The sequence below is a fragment of the Hydrogenophaga sp. PAMC20947 genome (assembly GCF_004795855.1).
GTDB lineage: Bacteria > Pseudomonadota > Gammaproteobacteria > Burkholderiales > Burkholderiaceae_C > Hydrogenophaga.
Genome location: NZ_CP039252.1, coordinates 1,838,134 through 1,856,138, shown reverse-complemented (window position 1 = coordinate 1,856,138; position 18,005 = coordinate 1,838,134). Strand labels below are relative to the sequence as shown.

Below are 18,005 nucleotides of genomic sequence, written 5' to 3'. Positions count from 1 at the left end.
CCAAGGCGGCTGAGGCTGCCTGTTTTTTGAGCAGTCTGAGGAAGATTGTTTTAAATCAAAGGTTTGCGACGACCGTACAGGGCTTCTCCCGGGTTATGCACAAGCTTGTTCAGTGAATCCCGGGACAACTCCCGCGCCGGTTCTTGGGACTCAAACTTCGCCGCCGAATTGCTTGATCAGGTTGGCAATGTATTTGTCGACCAGTTTTTCAAACTCGGCTTCCACCACCGGGCCCACCACCATCTTCATCAGGCCCGGCAGCGGGACTTCAATTTCACCCTGAATCGCCAGCTCAATGGCCGTGGACTTCGACTTGCCGACAAGGGTCCAGTGGCCGCCCACCAGCGCATTGCCCACACCTTTGACGGGCGTCCACTTCACCGAACCCTTGTTTTTGGCCGCGTCGAACTTGCTGGTGTATTTGCTGGCGTAAACCGTCTGGATGTTGATCTGTGCAGTACCCACTTTTTCCATTTCCCACTGGTACACACCATCACCCATGTCGGTGAGCTGTTCGACTTTGGGAAAATAACCCACCGATGTCGGTACGTCCGACAGCACCTTGAACACATCAGCCGCCTGGGCATTGACTTCAAATTCGTATCCGAGATCGATCTTGACGGTGATGGCCATGTTGCTCCTGCGTGTGTGTGCAAATAAAAAATCATTGTGGCACGCAGCGCCGGCCAGCCGATAGGGACTTGCCCCAGCGCACAATCCAGCCATGAAAGAAAGAACAGACCCATGAGTATTCAGTGGTTTCCAGGGCACATGCACCTCACACGCAAAGCCATCACGGAGCGCGTGAAAGAGATCGACGTGGTGATTGAAATGCTGGACGCCCGCCTGCCGGGCTCCAGCGCCAACCCCTTGCTGGCCGAGCTCACGGCGGGGCGTCCCACGCTCAAGGTGGTTAACAAGCAGGACATGGCCGACCCGGCGCGCACGGCGCTGTGGCTCGACTACTACAACGCACAACCCTTGACGCGGGCGATTCCTCTGGATGCCGGCGATACCGCGCCTGCCCGGGCGATTGTTGCTGCCTGCCACGGGCTCGCGCCGTTGCGCGGTGGCATGGTCAAGCCCATGCGGGTGTTGATTTGTGGCATCCCCAACGTGGGCAAATCCACGCTGATCAACACGCTCAAAGGGCGGCGCGCAGCCAAGACGGGTGACGAGGCGGGGGTCACCCGCACCGAAGCCCGTATCTCGCTGGCGGATGATTTTTACCTGTACGACACGCCTGGCATGCTCTGGCCCCGCATCGTGGTGCCTGAAACAGGCTTCAACCTGGCCGCCAGCGGTGCCGTGGGGCGCAACGCCTATGACGATCAGGAAGTGGCGCTGGAGCTGCTGGACAAGCTCAAACTGGCTTACGCGCCGGAGCTCGAAGCCCGGTACAAGCTGGGCCTGTCGGTCGATCAGATCATCATGGCCAAGGACGAGGACCTGCTGGAGGCCATTGGGCGCAAACGCAGCGCCTTGGCGACCGGCGGGCGCGTTGACTGGCAAAAAACCGCAGAGCTGGTGATTGCCGATTTCCGCAGCAACGCCATCGGCCGCGCAACCCTGGAAACCCCCGAGGTGTTTCTCGGCTGGTTGAAGGCGGGGCAGAGCGCCGACGCCGAACGCCAGTCGCGCAAGCAAGCCCGCAAGCCGGCCAAGCGGCGCAAACGCTGAGCTTTTAAATTGACCTTACCTTGACCTTGATCGGAACCTTGCCATGTCCACCGTTTCTCTCCAGAACGATCCCGAGCAGGACCCTCGCGTGAAAGCGGTGTTCGATGACATCCGGGCCACGCGAAAGACCGATTTCATCAACAACATGTGGCGCTACCTGGCATTTGATGCCTCGCTGCTGGAGAGCACCTGGGCCGAGGTCAAACGCGTGATGGCCATGCCGTCAAGCCTGGACCCCTTGACCAAGGAAATGCTCTACATCACGGCATCCATCATCAATGGCTGCAGCTATTGCGTGCACTCCCACACAGCGGCGGCAACCGCCAAAGGCATGACGGGCGAGCAATATGCCGAGCTGTTGTCCATCGTGGCCCTGGCGTCCAAGACCAACCAGCTGGCCACAGCGCTTCAGGTTCCCGTGGATTCGGCGTTTGACCTCAGCACTTTGGCACGCACCTGACGGGTGCGGTAAAAGCCCGAAGCAAGATCCAAACCTTTTGGTAGGGGTGGAACAACGCCTTCATGCGTGCGAGGCGGCAAACCTGGGTGGGGCACGTGTTCGATTGAGCGCTTACCTCTTCGGTGGGATGCTTGAGCCGTTTTGGATCGAATTGCACGACAAGCGTGCCGATAATCCCCTGCAGGGCTGAACAACGCCTGATCAGGGCGCCGCTTTTGCGGACGCCTGAAGCAACAGTTGCTACAGGGGGAATCGAATGGGTCCACAGGCATTGTCTTTGCCGTGGCGGTGGGCGTGTGCGCCATCGCCGAATGACGCGGTGCGCAAGCCATGTCAAGCGGCCGGTAGTGCACTGAAAGCCAGCGTGCTGCTGCCCTGACCATGGGCTGGCGAACGTGGGGCGCCTTGCTGGGATGGGTGTTTGGGGTGGCGGCCCAGCTGGAGCAAGCCGTCCTGTGGTCTCTGGCTGGGTATGCCGGGTGCCTGGCCTTCGCCCTCTTTGCGGGTTGGGCGGCTTGGCGCTTGCCCCGGTCGTGGGCCTGGATACTGGCCATTTCCGCCGGTATTGGCCTGGGCTGGAGCGCCACCGGCTGGCGTGCGGTTGATTACGCAGCGCAGGCTTTGAACCCCGGCTTGCAGGGGGTCACACTGGATATCTCCGGCCACATCGATTCGCTGCCCCAGCGCGGCGAAGAGGGGGTGCGGTTCGAATTCGTGCCCGAGGCAGCGCAAGCCGCCGGACGCGCGGTGCGCTTGCCCGATCGCTTGCAGTTGAGCTGGTACTCCAGAAAAGGTTCAGCAGGGACTGGCGCGGACCGGCCGGTGGTCCGGGTCGGTGAGCAGTGGCAGTTTCAGGTTCGATTGACAAAGCCACACGCCCCGTTCAACCCCCACGGGTTTGACCGCGAGCGTTGGTGGTGGGAGCACGGCATTGGCGCCGTTGGCACTGTGCGCAACGGGCCACGCGATACGGCCCCTGAGCGCTTGTCCGAGGGGCGAGGCTGGACGGTGGATGGGGCACGCCAATGGGTGAGTGAGCGCATCAGGGCTCAGGTGGCGGACCCGCGATCAGCGGGCGTGCTCGCGGCGCTGGTGGTGGGAGAGCAAAGTGCCATCGACTCCGACGACTGGACCCTGTTTCGGATCACGGGTGTGTCCCACCTCATGAGTATTTCGGGTTTGCACGTGACCATGTTTGCCTGGCTGGCGGTGGTCGCCGTGGGATCGGTCTGGCGAAACCTGGCCTGGCGCTGGCCCGCTCTGGCGTGGTGGATGCCGGTGCAACGCGCGGCCGGCGTGGGCGGTGTCGCTCTGGCTGCGGGCTACGCCATGTTTGCGGGGTGGGGCGTTCCGGCGCAGCGCACGGTCTTGATGCTGGCCATTGTGGTCGGGTTGCGCATGGCGGGACGGCAATGGCCGTGGCCTGCGATCTGGCTTTGGGCGCTGGCCGCGGTGTTGTTGCTGGATCCCTGGTCCTGGTTGCAGGCGGGGTTCTGGTTGAGTTTTGTGGCGGTGGCCATTCTGTTTGCTACCGATCCGGGGCGGCAGGTGGGGCCAAGCCACATGCAGGAAGGCGAGACCCCTCACCTGGGTCTCCGGATGGCGCGCTCGGTGATGGGGTTGGTGCGCGAACAGGGTGTGGTCACGGTGGCCTTGACGCCGCTGTCGCTGGTATTGTTTGGTCAGATATCCATTGTCGGGTTTGCTGCGAATCTGCTGGCGATTCCCTGGGTGACGCTGGTTTTGACGCCCCTGGCGCTGGTGGGCATCGGTGTGGCACCTGCCTGGGATCTGGCCGCGTTTGCCGTGTATCTGCTCACCGCCTGGCTGGATTGGCTGGCTCAGTGGTCCTGGGCTTCTGTGTACCAGGCCGTCCCTCCGCTGGGGGTGGGCTTGCTGGCGGTGGCGGGCGCTGTGTTGCTGGTTCTGCGTTTGCCCATGGCGATTCGGCTCGCAGGCCTGATGGCCTTGTGGCCCATATACGCCTGGTCGCCTCCACGGCCGGGTCAGGGTGAATTCGAGGTGGTGGCCTGGGATGTGGGCCAGGGTTCGGCGATTCTGGTCCGGACCGCCGGGCACAACCTGTTGTTCGACACCGGTCCGAAGTATTCATCCCACTCCGATGCCGGGCAGCGCATCGTGGTGCCGACTTTGCGCGCCATGGGGGAGGGCCTGGACACCGTGGTGGTGAGCCACAAGGACCTGGACCATTCTGGTGGCATGGAAGCGGTGCAGGCGGTCTGGCCACAAGCGCGTTGGCTTTCGTCATTTGATGCAGAGCCAGCGCGGCGTTGTCTGGCCGGACAGCAATGGACATGGGACGGTGTGGTGTTCGACATGTTGCACCCCACCCCTGCGCACTTTGATGAGCATGGTGAGGCGCTTCTGAGCAGCAACGCCATGTCATGCACCCTGCGCATCAGCAATACACGCACCAGTGCCTGGTTGAGCGGAGACCTGGACGCAGAGCGGGAGACTCGCCTGGCGTTGGCAAACCCTGAATTGCGCGCCACGTTGCTGATATCACCTCATCACGGCAGCCGAACATCCAGCAGCCCCGTGTTGCTCAACACGCTGCGGCCGAAATGGGTGGTGGTGCAGTCCGGTTTTCGCAACCGCTTTGGCCACCCTTCTCCGACGGTGCTCACCCGCTACCGGGAGCGCGCCATTCCCTGGGTCAACTCGCCAACCTGTGGTGCCGCAATGTGGCGCAGCGATGCACCGCAAAACCTGCGTTGCTATCGGGAGATGGTGCGCCGGTACTGGCATGACCAGAACCCAGAGGTTGCCGGGAATCCGGCAGGGGAAAACCCTTGACAGGGTCCCGAAAAGGTTGCCGGAACCGCCTTATTTTTTTGCCCTTTGGAAACTTGGCTCAGGTCTTGCTATGCTAAAGGCAGGAGAACACATATATGAACCTACACAAGTTTGACGAAATGCACGCCTCACCGACCGAGGTGCGCGCCCATTACCAAAACTATGCGCGTTGGTTGGCTGAGCAGCCCCCCGAAGTCATGGCAGACCGGAGGGAAGAGGCCGAGGTTATCTTCCGTCGTGTGGGTATCACTTTCGCAGTCTACGGGGACAAAGACGAAGACGCATCGGGCAACGAACGCCTGATTCCGTTTGACCTGATCCCGCGCATCATTCCCACCGACGAATGGCGCTCAATGAAAGCGGGCCTGATCCAGCGGGTCACGGCGCTCAATCGATTTCTCGACGATATTTATCACGGCCAGGAAATCATCCGCGCCGGTCATATCCCGGAAGACCAGATTCTCAAGAACGCCCAGTTCCGCCCCGAAATGATGGGTGTGGATCTTGCGCAAGGTGTTTATTCGCATATTTCGGGCGTGGACATGGTCCGCGCGCCGAACGCAGAAGGCGTGGGCGAGTATTACGTGCTGGAAGACAACTTGCGTGTGCCCAGCGGCGTGAGCTACATGCTCGAAGATCGCAAAATGATGATGCGGTTGTTCCCGGAACTGTTTGGTGAAAACCGCGTTGCCCCAGTGGCGCACTATCCCGATTTGCTGCTGGAAACACTGCGCGCTGTGGCTCCTGCCGCTGCGGGCGAGCCCACCGTTGTGGTGCTCACACCTGGCATGCACAACAGTGCGTACTTCGAACACGCATTCCTCGCGCAGCAGATGGGCATCGAGTTGGTCGAAGGCCAGGATCTGTTCGTCAAGGACCAGTTTGTGTTCATGCGAACAACCCGTGGGCCTCAGCGGGTCGACGTTATTTACCGCCGGGTCGACGATGATTTTCTGGACCCCAATGTGTTCCGCCCGAATTCGACGCTGGGGTGTGCCGGGTTGATGGACGCATACCGTGCAGGCAATGTGAACATTTGCAATGCGGTTGGCACAGGTGTCGCCGATGACAAGTCGATCTACCCCTATGTGCCCAAGATGATCGAGTTTTACCTCGGTGAGAAGCCCATTCTCAACAACGTACCGACTTACATGGGCCGCAAGGCCGATGACCTGAAATACATCCTCGACAACCTGAAAGACCTGGTGGTCAAGGAGGTGCATGGAGCAGGGGGCTATGGCATGTTGGTCGGCCCAGCTTCGACCAAGGCCGAGATTGAAGACTTCCGCAAGGCCATTCTCGCCAAGCCCGATGGCTATATCGGCCAGCCCACCCTGTCGCTGTCCACCTGTCCTACGTATGTGGAAAAGGGCATCGCGCCGCGCCACATCGATTTGCGTCCTTTTGTTCTTTCTGGAACCGAGGTGCAGATGGTCCCCGGCGGATTGACGCGGGTGGCACTGAAAGAGGGCTCCCTGGTCGTGAACTCGTCACAGGGCGGCGGCACCAAAGACACCTGGATTATGGAGGGACGTTGAGTGCGGATATCCGCCGCTCGCCGCCTGCTACACCCATTGAGGAGAACCACATGATGCTTTCAAGAACCGCCGATCACCTGTTTTGGATGTCCCGCTACACCGAGCGTGCAGAGAATACTGCCCGCCTGCTGGATGTGAACTACCAGACTTCCCTTTTGCCCCAGTCCAGCCACGAAGCCCAGGCCGGATGGGAGGGGCTGTTGCGTATCAGCGAGCTGATGCCCGCCTATATCGAAAAATACGGTGAAGAAATCACGCCGCGCAACGTGCTGGATTTCATGGTGCGTGACGAACGCAACCCGTCCAGTATTTTCTCCTGCTTGCGTGCCGCTCGTGAAAATGCCAGGGCGGTGCGAGGCACACTCACCACTGAATTCTGGGAAACCCAGAACCAGACCTGGCTGGAGTTGTCGCGCATGCTCAAGGGTGCTGCATTTGAACGCGATCCGAGCCCATTCTTTGAGTGGGTGAAGTTTCGTTCACACCTGTCTCGCGGCGTGGCCATTGGCACCATGTTGCGCGATGAGGCTTTTCATTTCTACCGCATGGGCACGTTTCTGGAGCGGGCAGACAACACGGCTCGCCTGTTGGATGTGAAGTACCACGCGGCCTATGAGGACCACACCAGCGACGCTGCGGCCATGGAAGAAGATTTTGACTTCTACCAATGGAGCGCTATATTGCGCAGCGTGAGCGGATTCGAGGTGTACCGCAAGGTGTACCGCGATGTGATCACGCCCTTGAAAGTGGCCGAGCTCATGGTGTTGCGCGCCGACATGCCGCGCAGCATGGCGGCCTGCGTCAACGAAGTGGTCGATCGTCTCAATATTGTGTCCAACGACCATTCCGGCGAGACCCAGCGGCGGGCGGGCAAGCTCAAGGCAGAGCTCCAGTTTGCCCGCATCGACGAGATCCTGGCCTCGGGATTGCATGCCTACCTCACGCAGTTCCTGGATCGCATCAACGAACTCGGCAAGCGCATCAGCGACGATTTTCTCGTGCCTGCGAAGGGCTGAGCAGCTCTGCCCTCAGGGCCGCCTGGCAGGCGGCCCTGAGGCGCTATCGGTTGAGGCGTCAAGGTGTCTTTGTGGTCGGGGTGGCGGGTGGCACCGCCCGATCTCGCAAGCGCTTGGCCCGACTCCAGCGCACGCGCAGTGTCCAGATGGCGCTGATCAAGAAATAGACCAGGATACCGCTGAGGGTGGCCAAAATGGCCAGGCCAACCACCAGCGGTTTCCCCACCGTGGCGAGTCTGCGCAACGATTGCAGGAATTGCTCGCCCATGCCCAGCTCGACTGCGGGCTCTTTGAGGGTTTTGTCGAGAAAGGCGCTGGCCTGGGCTTCACTCACCGGGGGGTGGCCCAAAATGGCCTTGCCCAGATGGTAGGCGCCGTAATACACCGGGCCAAAGGTGACCGGATTGGTGATGAGTGTGCTGGCGACCGCCATAGGGAGATTGGCCCTGAGCACCACGGCAGCAGCAGCGGCCAGGGGCATCTGTGCCACGGGAATCAGGAGCCCGAAGAATATGCCCAGTGCCAGCCCCATGGCAATGCCTTTGCGGCTGAAATGCCAGAGACGCGGATGCTGCAGCGTTGGACCCATCCAGCGCAACCACCGGTTGGTGCGCAGGGTCTCCGGTGTGGGCAACCAGGCCTTGAGGCGCTTCTTCATGGGCGAGGGCTTCACAACAGGGGGTGATCAGGTTTTCGAGCAAGGTGCTGGGCTCGTTGGTGCGTGCCGCATTGTTCCACACAGCACAAGCGCCGGCCTCGGGCGTGGCATCAGCGGGGCGGCAATTGCGCCGCAATGGTTTGACCGAGTTCAATCACTGCCATGGCGTAGTAGCTGCTCCAGTTGTAGCGGGTAACGGTGTAGAAGTTGTCTGTGCCGGCCACATAGCTGCGGGGTGCATCACCGTTTTCCAGCTCGACGAGCGCCAGGTTGCCCGTGTGTAGCAGGGCAAGTCCTTCGAGACGGGCTCCTTTGGCGGCGAAGCTGGCCACGCTGAATGTGGGCAGGATATCGGGTGCGAGCAGGGCGTCGAGATCGGCTGGGTTGCTGGAAAGGCTCACCGGGTAATGGGTCGGCATGCCGCGTTGCCAGCCGTGGGCCACGAAGTAGTTGGCCACCGAGCCGATCACGTCGGCCTTGCTGTTGAAGAGGTCGACGCGTCCATCGCCATCGAAGTCGATCGCGTACTTGATCCAGCTGCTGGGCATAAACTGTGGCCAGCCCATGGCGCCTGCGTAGCTGCCTAGCAAGGCTTGCGGATCCATGCCGCTGCGCTCGGTGAGGCTCAGAAACTGTTCCAGTTCTGCTTTGAAGAACTCGCTTCGTTCTTTCGCGCGCGGGTGTTCGCTGGGGAAATCAAAGGCGAGCGTGGTCAGCGCGTCGATGACCCGAAAATTGCCGGTGTGTTGCCCGTAGAGGGTTTCAACCCCGATCACACCCACGATCAGGCTGGCGGGGACGCCAAATTCAGCCTGAGCCCGCTCCAGCCAGGCGCGGTTGTCCACCCAGAACTCGCGGCCCGCCTGGATCCGGATAGGCTCAATGAACCGGGCACGGTAAGCCGCCCAGTTTTTGGATGTGCCGCGGGGTGCGGGGCGCATCAGACGGATGGCTTGGGGCAGACGCTCGGCTTGCCCCAGCTGTTGTTTCACCCAATCCGGGCTGAGGTCGCGCCGCATGGCCAGATCGATCGCAAACGTCATGGCCTCTGCGTCGGCTGCGTAGCGAAAGGGCGCTGCCTCTGCATTGGCCGGGGAGGCCTGCGCAGGACGTTGTTTGGCGGGCAGGCTTTGCGCAAAGCTGCTGCTCCAAGGCCAGACCATCGCGATCAGGAGGGTGGAAGCGGTGACCCAGCTGGATCGGGACAGGCGCGGGATAAAAGCAAGGGGTTTCAAATAACGGGTCCTTTGGGCCACTGAATCTTCTGGAAATCACGTTGCAGTGTAGCCAGCGTGGTCGAGGCGCGGGGGCTGTAGCGCTGCGCTTCCAGCTGGATCAGCCATTTCGTCACGCTTTGGCTGAAGGGCGTGTCGCCAAAATGCTGTCGCACTTGCGCGGCCATTGCACGAGGCGTTTGGTGCGGGGCCGCTGCCAATCCCAGTCCACTCAGCCGAGCCCGCCCTTTCTGGAGCAGGCGCAACCACGGGTCGTGCTGTTGCCGTTCCCACAGGGTCCAACCGGCACCTGCCAAACTGACCGCGATCACCACGCCAATCAGCACATAGGCCAGGTCGGTCCAGCTGGGGGCGTCGAAGCCCAATGATTTCAACAGGTCGAGCTGCTTGCCTTGGGTGAAGTTGAGCACCCATTGGTTCCAGCGGTTGTTGACAGCTTCCCAGGCCGCGCGGACTTGAGCTGCGAGTGTCGGGTTCAGATTTCGCAGCGAGCTTGAGAAAAAGCCATCGATCGCTCGGAGGCGCTCAAACGAACCTATGCGCCCGGGCGAGACGGCCGAAGTGGGATCGACGCGCACCCAGCCCTGGCCCTGCAGCCACACCTCGGTCCAGGCATGGGCATCACTTTGCCTCACGGTCCAGTAGCCATCAACTGGATTGCGCTCACCGCCCTGGTAGCCCGTGACGATGCGGGCCGGAATGTCGAGTGCGCGCATCAGGATCACGAAACTGGAGGCGATGTGTTCACAAAACCCCTCCCGTTTGTCGAACCAGAATTCATCAGCGGTGTTGCGACCGTAGACGCCGGGCTCCAGGGTGTAAGAGTAGCCACCGGTGCGCAGGTGGTCCATCACTGCGGCGACAATCGCGGGTGCGGCGCCTGGGCCGGCGCCATGTGTTTGGCGCAGTTGCTGGGCCCATGTCAGGGTGCGTGGGTTGAATCCGCCGGGCAGGTCCACCAGATCTTGCAAAGCCAGGACAGGGGCCTCAGGTCCATGGCGAAATTGCGTGTGGCTCTGGGCCTTGAAGCGGACCAACTCTCTGAAGGGTCCGTCGGTGCGCCACTGCAGTTCGGGGGTCAGGAAGACACTCCGGCCCGGCAGGACAGGCGGCTCACTGGCAGCATCCAGCAGCAGCAACCAGGATCGGTTGTTGGGCTCCATGGTGACCTCATACCGAATGGGCTCACCTTCGACCTTCAGGTTGGCGCTCAGTGCCATCTGGGCGGGAAAGGCCGAGCGCAGGGGGCGCCATTCGATGCCATCAAAATCGCTCAGCACTGGACCCCGGAAATACAAATTCCTCTGGAGCGGCGGCTCGCTCTCAAACCGGATGCGGAAGGCCACGTCCTCGTTCAACACCAGGCTGGCGATTTCACCCACCCGCATGGTGTTGGAGAGGCCGCTGCGCCCCGTCATGCCATCGCTGGGGATGCCCCACAAAGGGGCAAACCGGGGGAAGAGCAGAAACAGCACCAGCATGATGGGAGCGCCCAGGGCGGTCATGCGGGCAGCGATGCCCGCCGATTGGGCAAGCGGCGGGCGACCCACTGGCATGTGGGCATTCACCAAGGCCGTCAGCAGGCCCAGCAGCGCGATCAGTATGCCTCCTGCGGTGAGCAGCGACTGGGAGTAAAAAAAGTGGGTCAGCAGGGTGAAAAAAGCGAGAAAAAACACCACGAAGGCATCCCTGCGCGCTCTGAGTTCGAGGGTCTTGAGCGCCAACAGAACGACGATCAGCGTGACGCCGGCATCGCGCCCCAGCAAGGTGCCGTGGCTGAACCAGGTCGCGCCCAAGGTCAATGCGAGCAGTCCCATTCGCCAGGCCCAACCGGGCAGGGGTTGTCCTCGAAGTGTGAGGACGCTGCGCCAGGTGAGCACGGTAGCGGTCAGGGCCGTGCACCACCATGGAATGTGGCCGATCTGCATCAACACCACCCAGCCAATCACGGCGAGCAGAAACAGGGTGTCCCGGGTATCGCGGGGCAGGCTGCCCAGCCGGGTGGCCCAGGGCTTGACCGCCGGCGTTCGAAGGCCTGGCGTTGTTTCAGAGCGGGTAGAAGGCTTCAACACAGCGCCATGGCCTCCAGGCATCGAGTCTTGTGGCTGGTGCCTTGCCCTGGCGCAATCTCCTGTCCGGGCAGGCGCAGGCCGTAATCCAGTTCCAGCCGCTCGGCGATCAGCACCCAGGCGGCCAGGCGCGACAGGCGGGTTTCAAGATCGTGGGTGCCGCACTGGGCGTGGTCCAGCCAAAGTTGCTGGCGCTGTGCGGACAATGTGTCGCGACTGACCAGATCGTCCCGACCGGCGGCAAAAGTCTGGGCCGCTCTTTTCCATACGACGGTTTTCTGCGGATCACCTCGCCGGTAGGCACGCACACCATCAAATTCGCCCGTGCTTTGAGCGCGGGCGGTGCCGGCGTGGCCGGGCTGGGGCTCTCCCGCAGGCAGTGGCGGCGGTGCGGCTTCGATCGAGGGGTAGACCAGCACCTTGGCGTGGGGCCGCCAGACCGTCCAGACGCGAAACGTGCCCAAAGGGAACAGGGTCACCGCGGTGAGGGCTGGCAGTGCGTGCAAGCCCCGCTGGGGAGGGGGCCAGGCCACGTGCAGCGTTTCGGTGCCTTGGGCCGGTACGTCAGCCCAGGCCAAGTGGGCGTCGATCAACCGGCGCTCGGTTTTGACGCCGATTCCGATGCCGTGCCGTGTTTTCTTTCGGTCATTGGACAAGCGCACCTCCAGGGCCACGGCCTGGCCTGCGTGCACCGGCAGCGGTGGCACCAGGTGCAGGGTGAGCCCGCGCAGGTTGGCGTGGCACACGTGCATGCCCACCACGGCACAGCCCGCCAGCAGGAAAGTGAGCAAGTAACCCAGGTTGAGTTGGTAATTGATGCTGCCCACCAGCAATACGAGCAGCGTGAGCGCGAGCATCCAGCCCGCCCGGGTGGGCAGAATGTATACGTTGCGCTGGGTCAGCGTCAGGGTGTCGGTGGGGGGCAGGCGGTTCAGAAACCACTGTTGCACCCGCCTGCGCACGGCTGCGGTGGGGCGCCAGCCTTGCAAAGGGCGCGTGGCTTCAAGTGTGGGCATGATCCCTCCGGACAGGCGATGTGGCCTTTCTGGGGACGGAGGGCTGGATCACGGCAGGGGTACCGCCTCGATCATGGCCCTGACTTGTTCCACCGAACCGCGCCCGGCGTCGCTTACCGGGATCAGTCGGTGGGCCGCCGTTTGCGGCAAGATGGCAGCAATGTCATCGGGGGCCACATAGTCCCGGCCGCCCAGAAAGGCCTGGGCTTTGGCCGCCCGGATCACGGCCAGGGCCGCGCGAGGTGAAAGGCCTTGCGCAAACCAGCGGCCCGAGCGGGTCGCGGCCACCAGATCCTGCAGGTAGTCCAGCACCGGTTCTGCGGTGTGCACATCCAAGACAGCTTGCTGCAGCCTGGCCAGATCAGCTGGCGTCAGCACAGGGTCCAATTGGTCCAGCATATGGCGTCGGTCGCTGCCGCGCAGCAACTCGCGCTCCGCCAAGCGGTCGGGATAACCCAGAGACAGGCGCATGTGGAACCGGTCAAGCTGAGATTCTGGCAAAGCATAGGTGCCCAACTGGTCCTGCGGATTCTGGGTGGCGATCACGAAAAACGGGCTCGGCAGTGGGCGGGTCGATCCTTCCACGGTGACCTGCTTTTCCTCCATGGCTTCCAGCAAGGCGCTTTGGGTCTTGGGGCTGGCTCGGTTGATCTCGTCGGCCAGCAAGACTTGAGCGAACACCGGGCCCGGATGGAACACAAAGCCTTCGCGACCCCGTTCGTAAATGGAGATGCCCACCAGATCGCTGGGCATCAGGTCGGCGGTGAACTGCACCCGCGAAAACTGCAGGCCAAAAGAGCGCGACAGGGCATGGGCCAGCGTGGTTTTCCCTACGCCTGGCACGTCTTCAATCAGCAGGTGTCCGCCGGCCAGCAGGCAGGCCACGCAGTCGGCTACCTGGGCCGATTTTCCCACGATCACCGTGTTAAGCTGATCGAGCAATTGTTGGAGTTTTGAGTCGGCAATCATGCCGCGAACCATACCGTAATTTTCAGATGAGTTTGCCCACCGGCTATTTCACCCACAAGGCTTGCTGGCAACACGAAATGGGCCGGGGCCATCCCGAATGTCCCCAGCGTCTCGATGCCATCGAAGACCGCCTGAGCGCCAGCGGTCTGAACGCTGCGCTGCAGCGCCGCGAGCCCAATCCGGCCTCGCTGACCGATATCGAACTGGCGCACGACCGCATGTACGTCGCTGGCCTGCGAGGTCTGTCAGACAATCTGCGCGATGAAGTGGCCGCTGGCGGGCCCCGCCATGCGCAGGTCGATCCGGACACGTCCATCAATGAGTATTCCTGGGACGCCATCTTGCGCGCCGCCGGTGCCGCGCTGGAGGCGACCGATGCTGTGATCGCTGGCGAATTGGCCAATGCCTTTTGTGCTGTGCGCCCGCCCGGGCACCATGCCACCCGCAACCAGGCCATGGGTTTTTGCTTTGTGAACAACGTGGCGGTGGCGGCCAAATACGCCTTGCAGCGCCATGGGCTCAAGCGGGTGGCCATCATTGATTTTGATGTGCACCACGGCAACGGCACGGAAGACATTGTGGCCGGGGATCAGCGCATCCTGATGTGCAGCTTCTACCAGCACCCGTTCTATCCAGCGTGGGACCACCAGACCGCCGACAACCTGGTCAATCTCCCCGTGGCCGCTCACACGCGGGGCATGGACATCCGTGAGCTCATTGACATGATGTGGCTGCCGCGTCTGGAAGCCCACAAGCCCGAGATGGTGTTCATCAGCGCTGGCTTCGACGGCCACCGGGAAGACGACATGGGCCAGCTTGGCCTGGTGGAGCAGGACTACATCTGGATTACCGAGCGCCTGATGGATGTCGCCAGGCGCCATGCCAAGGGCCGCATTGTCAGTTGCCTGGAGGGCGGCTACGACTTTGGCTCGCTTGGGCGCAGCGTGGAAGCGCATGTCAGGGTGCTGGCAGGGGTTTAACCTGGCTGTGTTCATGTGGCAGGGGACGCCCAAGGCTTGACCACGGTCACGGTCACGGTCACAGGCAGGTATCCAGCAGCGCTGAAGGCACCGACCCGGCTGACAGGGATTGTTGGCTTATCGAGTCGTATTGAGTCAATTGATCCATACTGCCGAAGCATTGGAGCACTGCCGGTCGCTGCTGTGGCGCTATGGGATGGGAATCGACCTTTTTTCATTCGTGACAAGGTGGCTCGATCATTCGATTTTGAACCCCCACGCCTGCAAGCAACAAGCCATCGTGAGCGCGGTCAGCTTTTAAAGCACCCCCTGTGGGGTTTTCTTGGGCCACTCTGCATCACTTCGGTCATGCGCCCGTTTTGAGCCGCACCCTGGCGGGCCGTGAATTGCGGGCCCCTATTCGACGTGCAGGCTCCTGGGCGTTCGCGCGATCTTTTCGTTTGTCCATTCGCCAGCGCTTCATTGGCGATCAGACCGTGGCGGACAGCATGGGCGCAAACAGTGAGGCGATACCAAGAAACGAGAAGAAGCCAACCACATCGGTCACGGTGGTGAGAATGATGGACGAAGCCGTGGCTGGGTCTTGCCCGAATCGGCGCAGCAAAATGGGCACAAGCGCCCCTGCGAGGCCAGCAGCCAGCATGGAGATCACCATGGCCAGCACGATCACCGCCACCAAAGCGAACGACCGGCTCCAGACGAAGACGGCAAGGCCCGTTGTAGCGGCCACAGCCAGTCCGTTGATGAGCCCGGTAAGCGCTTCTTTGCCCACAACCGCAGGCCAGTGGCGCAAACTGATTTCGCGAAGCATCAGACCGCGCATCGTGACGGCCAACGCCTGGGCGCCAGCATTGCCCGACTGGCCAGCCACCACGGGCAGCAGCACCGCCAGCGCGGTAAATTGGGCGATGGTGCTTTCGAAAAGACTCACCACGGCGGCCGCCAGAAAAGCGGTTAGCAGGTTGATTTGCAGCCATGGCAAGCGTTTTTTCACGGCAAAGAGCGGCGAAGAAAGTGCGCGCTCATCCGGGCTGGCGCCCACCATCGTCAGCATGTCAAGGCTGGTTTCTTCTTCCACCGCAGTCATGAGCTCCGCTTGCCGGATGACACCGACGAATCGGCCGCTGACGTTGACGACGGGCAGTGCGGTGATGGGGTGCTTTTGCAGTGTCTCGACGACGTCCTCCCGAGGATCCAGGTCGGACGCAAAGGCCACCACGCTTCGGGTGATGTCCGCCAGCGGCAGGTCGCGCGCAGACAAGGCCAAGTCTTGAATCTCAACCCGGCCTGTCAAACGGCCGTCGTCGTCAACCACGAACAATTCACGCAAACCATCGCGGCGAATCTGGCGCAAGCGCTCGATGGCCTCAGCCACCGAAACGCCAGTGCGCAATGGCTGCACGCGCGGGTCCATCATTCGACCGGCGCAATCGTCGGCATAGGCCAGCAAACCGCGCAGTTCAAGGGCTACTTCTGAGTTGAGGCGCCCAAGCCAGGCTTCGCGTGGTTCGGGCTCCATTTGATTCAACACGGCCACTGCCACGACAGGCTCGGCTTCAGCCAACAAATGCACGGCCATTGCCTCAGGCAGTTGCTCCATCACCTCCAGCGCCACGTCGGCGCTGAGCGCCTCCCAAGCCCGCAAGGCGGCATGTGGGGGCTGGTCTGTGAGCAAGCGCGCGGCTTCGCTGGCGGGCATGCTTTCAAATTGCCGGGCGGCCTCATAAGGATAGTCAAGCAGAAACCGGCGTGTCAGAGCGGCTTCGGCGGGTTCCAGGCGGTCAACGCTCATCGGGCGCTCCATCGACCGGACGCACGCTCGGCAACAAGCCGACTCCACTGTCAACCATGCCGGTCAGCGTTTGCCAATAGCCTTTCACCAAAAGTCCGGGGAGTGAGGCCGTCACAGCGGCATCGTCGGGCACATCCAGAGGCCGACGCAGGGCGCGCGCCAGTGCATCGTGGGTCAATACGCCCACCAGGCGTTCGCCAGGCTCCACCACCGGCAGTACCGAAGCCAGCTCCCAGCCCGGGTCGGCCGCAGACCCGGCCAGCGGCGCATGGGCCATCAGCAAAGCCTGGGGTTTTCGCATCAGGTTGCCCAAAGTGGTCGCCTCGGGCGCGCGCAACAACGTGGTCAAGTCCACTACACCAGTCAAATGGCGGCTGTCATCCGTCACGTAAACGCTGGGCTGTGTCGATTCAGCGTGACGCATCCGCTCTACTGCGTCGCCAGCACGCGAAGCGGCGGTCAACATCAACACTTCCGGATCGGCCCAGGCACCGAGGGCGTCCTCGCTGTAGCCGAGAAGAATGGTGGAAGCCAGCGCCGATGCCGTGGGAAGTCCCGCGATCATCGTGCGGCGCCTGGCGTCTGGCAGGTTGCGCAACAGGGAAACCGTGGCCTGCAGTGGCATCGCGGCCAAAAGTTCGAGTGCGCGGGCATCTTTCAAACTGGCCAGGCAATTCGACGCCTGACGCGGCAGCATGGCCGCCATCACACTGGCACTGATGCGCGCTGGGGCACGCTCAAAAAGCGAGGCGGCCTGCACGGGCGGCAACGACTCGAGTACGCGTGCGGCGTTGCCGGGGTGGTCCCGCATGAAGGCCAGGCTGAGCGCACTTTCGCGAATGGATTCCATAGGCATTCAGTACCTGGCGAGCGAATATAGGGGCAAGCCAGACACTCAGTCCTCCTCGCGTGCCAACACAATGATGGCTTCGTCGTGGTACACCCGCCCGGGTACAAGTACCCGGCCCTCGTCAGTAGCCAGCACCAATGAGGTCGCGCTCACTTCAACCACGCGACCTTCATGCCCAGCCACCCGCACCCGCTGGCCGACGCGCAGTGCCTGGGCGATGTAGTGGGCACCAATCAGGTTGGCCACATAGGTCCGGGAGCCGAGACTGACCGCCAGCGCCACCCCCCCAAGCACCGACACCAGAAGTACCGCTGCGAAGACCGCCAGCCAGGTGACTTTCAGGCCCATCTGGTCCGCGCCGACGAGCAGCGCTATCACCAGCATGGCGCCGCGCGCTACCTGAGCAAGCGCTGTGCGCTGAGGTGGTGCCAGCCCTGTGGCTGTCGTTTGCACAATATTGCCGACAAACCCAGAGAGCAGGTAGCCAGCCGTCATGATCAGAAATCCGGCAACCACCAGCGGCAATTGGTCCAGCAATTTGGCCAGCCAGTCGGTGAACGTTTGCAACCCCAGGGATTGCGTGGCCGCCGTCACGAAGAACAGCAACACGATCCAATAGACCAGGGTTCCCAGCAAGCCGGCAAACCGGCCCATGCGCAAGCTTCGGTGACCTGTCGTGCGCGCCACCAGTGAATCAATCAGGGCAGCCCCTCGGCGGGTGGCCATGCTCAACAGCCGCGCCAGAAGCCAACCCACCACAAGCAAGGCGATCGCCTCCAGCAATTGCGGCAAATTGCCCAGAAAGCGGTCACCGATGGTGGATGCCGCTCGGTTCAATGATTCAAGGAAGTTGCCCATGGCGCATCCTAACTGAGGCCAGCATTGCGAGCAGGAACTGAATCCAGGGATTGGGGTTCAATGTGCC

The 18,005-nt window shown here is 62.1% G+C and carries 15 protein-coding genes; 6 read left to right on the top strand and 9 right to left on the bottom strand.

The window, feature by feature from the left end; all coding sequences use genetic code 11:
• Window positions 1–150 precede the first annotated feature (150 nt).
• Complete coding sequence (locus tag E5678_RS08250) at window positions 151–633, bottom strand: hypothetical protein (protein ID WP_136178070.1); 483 nt, start codon at window positions 631–633, stop codon at window positions 151–153.
• A 111-nt stretch (window positions 634–744) separates the two neighbouring features.
• On the opposite strand from E5678_RS08250, the gene ylqF reads away from it, so the two are divergent.
• The 5 genes from ylqF to E5678_RS08225 all read left to right on the top strand — a co-directional run bounded on the left by ylqF (window position 745) and on the right by E5678_RS08225 (window position 7,511).
• Window positions 745–1,680: a ribosome biogenesis GTPase YlqF gene (gene ylqF / locus E5678_RS08245; protein ID WP_136178069.1), complete on the top strand. Its 936-nt coding sequence runs from the start codon at window positions 745–747 to the stop codon at window positions 1,678–1,680.
• 43 nt (window positions 1,681–1,723) lie between these two features.
• The gene (locus E5678_RS08240; RefSeq protein WP_136178068.1) at window positions 1,724–2,140 is read left to right on the top strand and encodes a carboxymuconolactone decarboxylase family protein; all 417 of its coding nucleotides are present in this window, start codon (window positions 1,724–1,726) and stop codon (window positions 2,138–2,140) included.
• A gap of 381 nt (window positions 2,141–2,521) precedes the next feature.
• On the top strand, window positions 2,522–4,957 hold the full coding sequence (locus tag E5678_RS08235; protein WP_136178067.1) for a DNA internalization-related competence protein ComEC/Rec2: 2,436 nt from the start codon (window positions 2,522–2,524) through the stop codon (window positions 4,955–4,957).
• A gap of 95 nt (window positions 4,958–5,052) precedes the next feature.
• A complete protein-coding gene (locus tag E5678_RS08230) occupies window positions 5,053–6,495 on the top strand; it encodes a circularly permuted type 2 ATP-grasp protein (protein ID WP_136178066.1) in 1,443 nt (480 codons plus the stop codon).
• Between the two features lie 53 nt (window positions 6,496–6,548).
• A complete protein-coding gene (locus E5678_RS08225) occupies window positions 6,549–7,511 on the top strand; it encodes an alpha-E domain-containing protein (protein WP_136180696.1) in 963 nt (320 codons plus the stop codon).
• 58 nt (window positions 7,512–7,569) lie between these two features.
• On the opposite strand, the gene E5678_RS08220 is transcribed toward E5678_RS08225, so the two are convergent.
• The 5 genes from E5678_RS08220 to E5678_RS08200 form a co-directional block, all read right to left on the bottom strand.
• Complete coding sequence (locus E5678_RS08220) at window positions 7,570–8,169, bottom strand: DUF2062 domain-containing protein (RefSeq protein WP_136178065.1); 600 nt, start codon at window positions 8,167–8,169, stop codon at window positions 7,570–7,572.
• A gap of 110 nt (window positions 8,170–8,279) precedes the next feature.
• A complete protein-coding gene (gene mltB / locus E5678_RS08215; protein ID WP_247597009.1) occupies window positions 8,280–9,212 on the bottom strand; it encodes a lytic murein transglycosylase B in 933 nt (310 codons plus the stop codon).
• Between the two features lie 188 nt (window positions 9,213–9,400).
• Window positions 9,401–11,401 carry a DUF3488 and transglutaminase-like domain-containing protein gene (locus E5678_RS08210; protein ID WP_247597008.1) on the bottom strand — a complete coding sequence of 667 codons (2,001 nt, stop codon included), beginning with the start codon at window positions 11,399–11,401 and terminating at the stop codon, window positions 9,401–9,403.
• Window positions 11,402–11,469: 68 nt separating this feature from the next.
• Entirely contained in the window at window positions 11,470–12,489 is a 1,020-nt protein-coding gene (locus E5678_RS08205) for a DUF58 domain-containing protein (RefSeq protein WP_136178063.1), read from the bottom strand.
• Between the two features lie 48 nt (window positions 12,490–12,537).
• Entirely contained in the window at window positions 12,538–13,458 is a 921-nt protein-coding gene (locus tag E5678_RS08200) for a MoxR family ATPase (RefSeq protein ID WP_136178062.1), read from the bottom strand.
• Window positions 13,459–13,484: 26 nt separating this feature from the next.
• Between E5678_RS08200 and E5678_RS08195 the strand changes: the two genes are divergently transcribed.
• Window positions 13,485–14,438 carry a histone deacetylase family protein gene (locus tag E5678_RS08195; RefSeq protein ID WP_136178061.1) on the top strand — a complete coding sequence of 318 codons (954 nt, stop codon included), beginning with the start codon at window positions 13,485–13,487 and terminating at the stop codon, window positions 14,436–14,438.
• 469 nt (window positions 14,439–14,907) lie between these two features.
• On the opposite strand, the gene E5678_RS08190 is transcribed toward E5678_RS08195, so the two are convergent.
• From E5678_RS08190 to E5678_RS08180, 3 genes are read right to left on the bottom strand one after another with little or no spacing between them, the layout of a single operon-like run.
• The gene (locus tag E5678_RS08190) at window positions 14,908–16,230 is read right to left on the bottom strand and encodes a magnesium transporter (RefSeq protein WP_168708518.1); all 1,323 of its coding nucleotides are present in this window, start codon (window positions 16,228–16,230) and stop codon (window positions 14,908–14,910) included.
• A complete protein-coding gene (locus E5678_RS08185) occupies window positions 16,220–17,080 on the bottom strand; it encodes a CBS domain-containing protein (RefSeq protein ID WP_168708517.1) in 861 nt (286 codons plus the stop codon). Before E5678_RS08185 ends, E5678_RS08190 begins: the two co-directional genes overlap by 11 nt.
• 45 nt (window positions 17,081–17,125) lie before the next feature.
• Window positions 17,126–17,938: a mechanosensitive ion channel domain-containing protein gene (locus tag E5678_RS08180; protein WP_136178058.1), complete on the bottom strand. Its 813-nt coding sequence runs from the start codon at window positions 17,936–17,938 to the stop codon at window positions 17,126–17,128.
• Window positions 17,939–18,005: the final 67 nt, after the last annotated feature.

Coding starts and splice junctions, on each gene's coding strand:
- E5678_RS08250 (WP_136178070.1), bottom strand. CDS start 633: ATGGCCATCACCGTCAAGATCGATCTCGGATACGAATTTGAAGTCAAT.
- ylqF (WP_136178069.1), top strand. CDS start 745: ATGAGTATTCAGTGGTTTCCAGGGCACATGCACCTCACACGCAAAGCC.
- E5678_RS08240 (WP_136178068.1), top strand. CDS start 1,724: ATGTCCACCGTTTCTCTCCAGAACGATCCCGAGCAGGACCCTCGCGTG.
- E5678_RS08235 (WP_136178067.1), top strand. CDS start 2,522: ATGGGCTGGCGAACGTGGGGCGCCTTGCTGGGATGGGTGTTTGGGGTG.
- E5678_RS08230 (WP_136178066.1), top strand. CDS start 5,053: ATGAACCTACACAAGTTTGACGAAATGCACGCCTCACCGACCGAGGTG.
- E5678_RS08225 (WP_136180696.1), top strand. CDS start 6,549: ATGCTTTCAAGAACCGCCGATCACCTGTTTTGGATGTCCCGCTACACC.
- E5678_RS08220 (WP_136178065.1), bottom strand. CDS start 8,169: ATGAAGAAGCGCCTCAAGGCCTGGTTGCCCACACCGGAGACCCTGCGC.
- mltB (WP_247597009.1), bottom strand. CDS start 9,212: ATGACGTTTGCGATCGATCTGGCCATGCGGCGCGACCTCAGCCCGGAT.
- E5678_RS08205 (WP_136178063.1), bottom strand. CDS start 12,489: ATGCCCACACTTGAAGCCACGCGCCCTTTGCAAGGCTGGCGCCCCACC.
- E5678_RS08200 (WP_136178062.1), bottom strand. CDS start 13,458: ATGATTGCCGACTCAAAACTCCAACAATTGCTCGATCAGCTTAACACG.
- E5678_RS08195 (WP_136178061.1), top strand. CDS start 13,485: ATGAGTTTGCCCACCGGCTATTTCACCCACAAGGCTTGCTGGCAACAC.
- E5678_RS08190 (WP_168708518.1), bottom strand. CDS start 16,230: ATGAGCGTTGACCGCCTGGAACCCGCCGAAGCCGCTCTGACACGCCGG.
- E5678_RS08185 (WP_168708517.1), bottom strand. CDS start 17,080: ATGGAATCCATTCGCGAAAGTGCGCTCAGCCTGGCCTTCATGCGGGAC.
- E5678_RS08180 (WP_136178058.1), bottom strand. CDS start 17,938: ATGGGCAACTTCCTTGAATCATTGAACCGAGCGGCATCCACCATCGGT.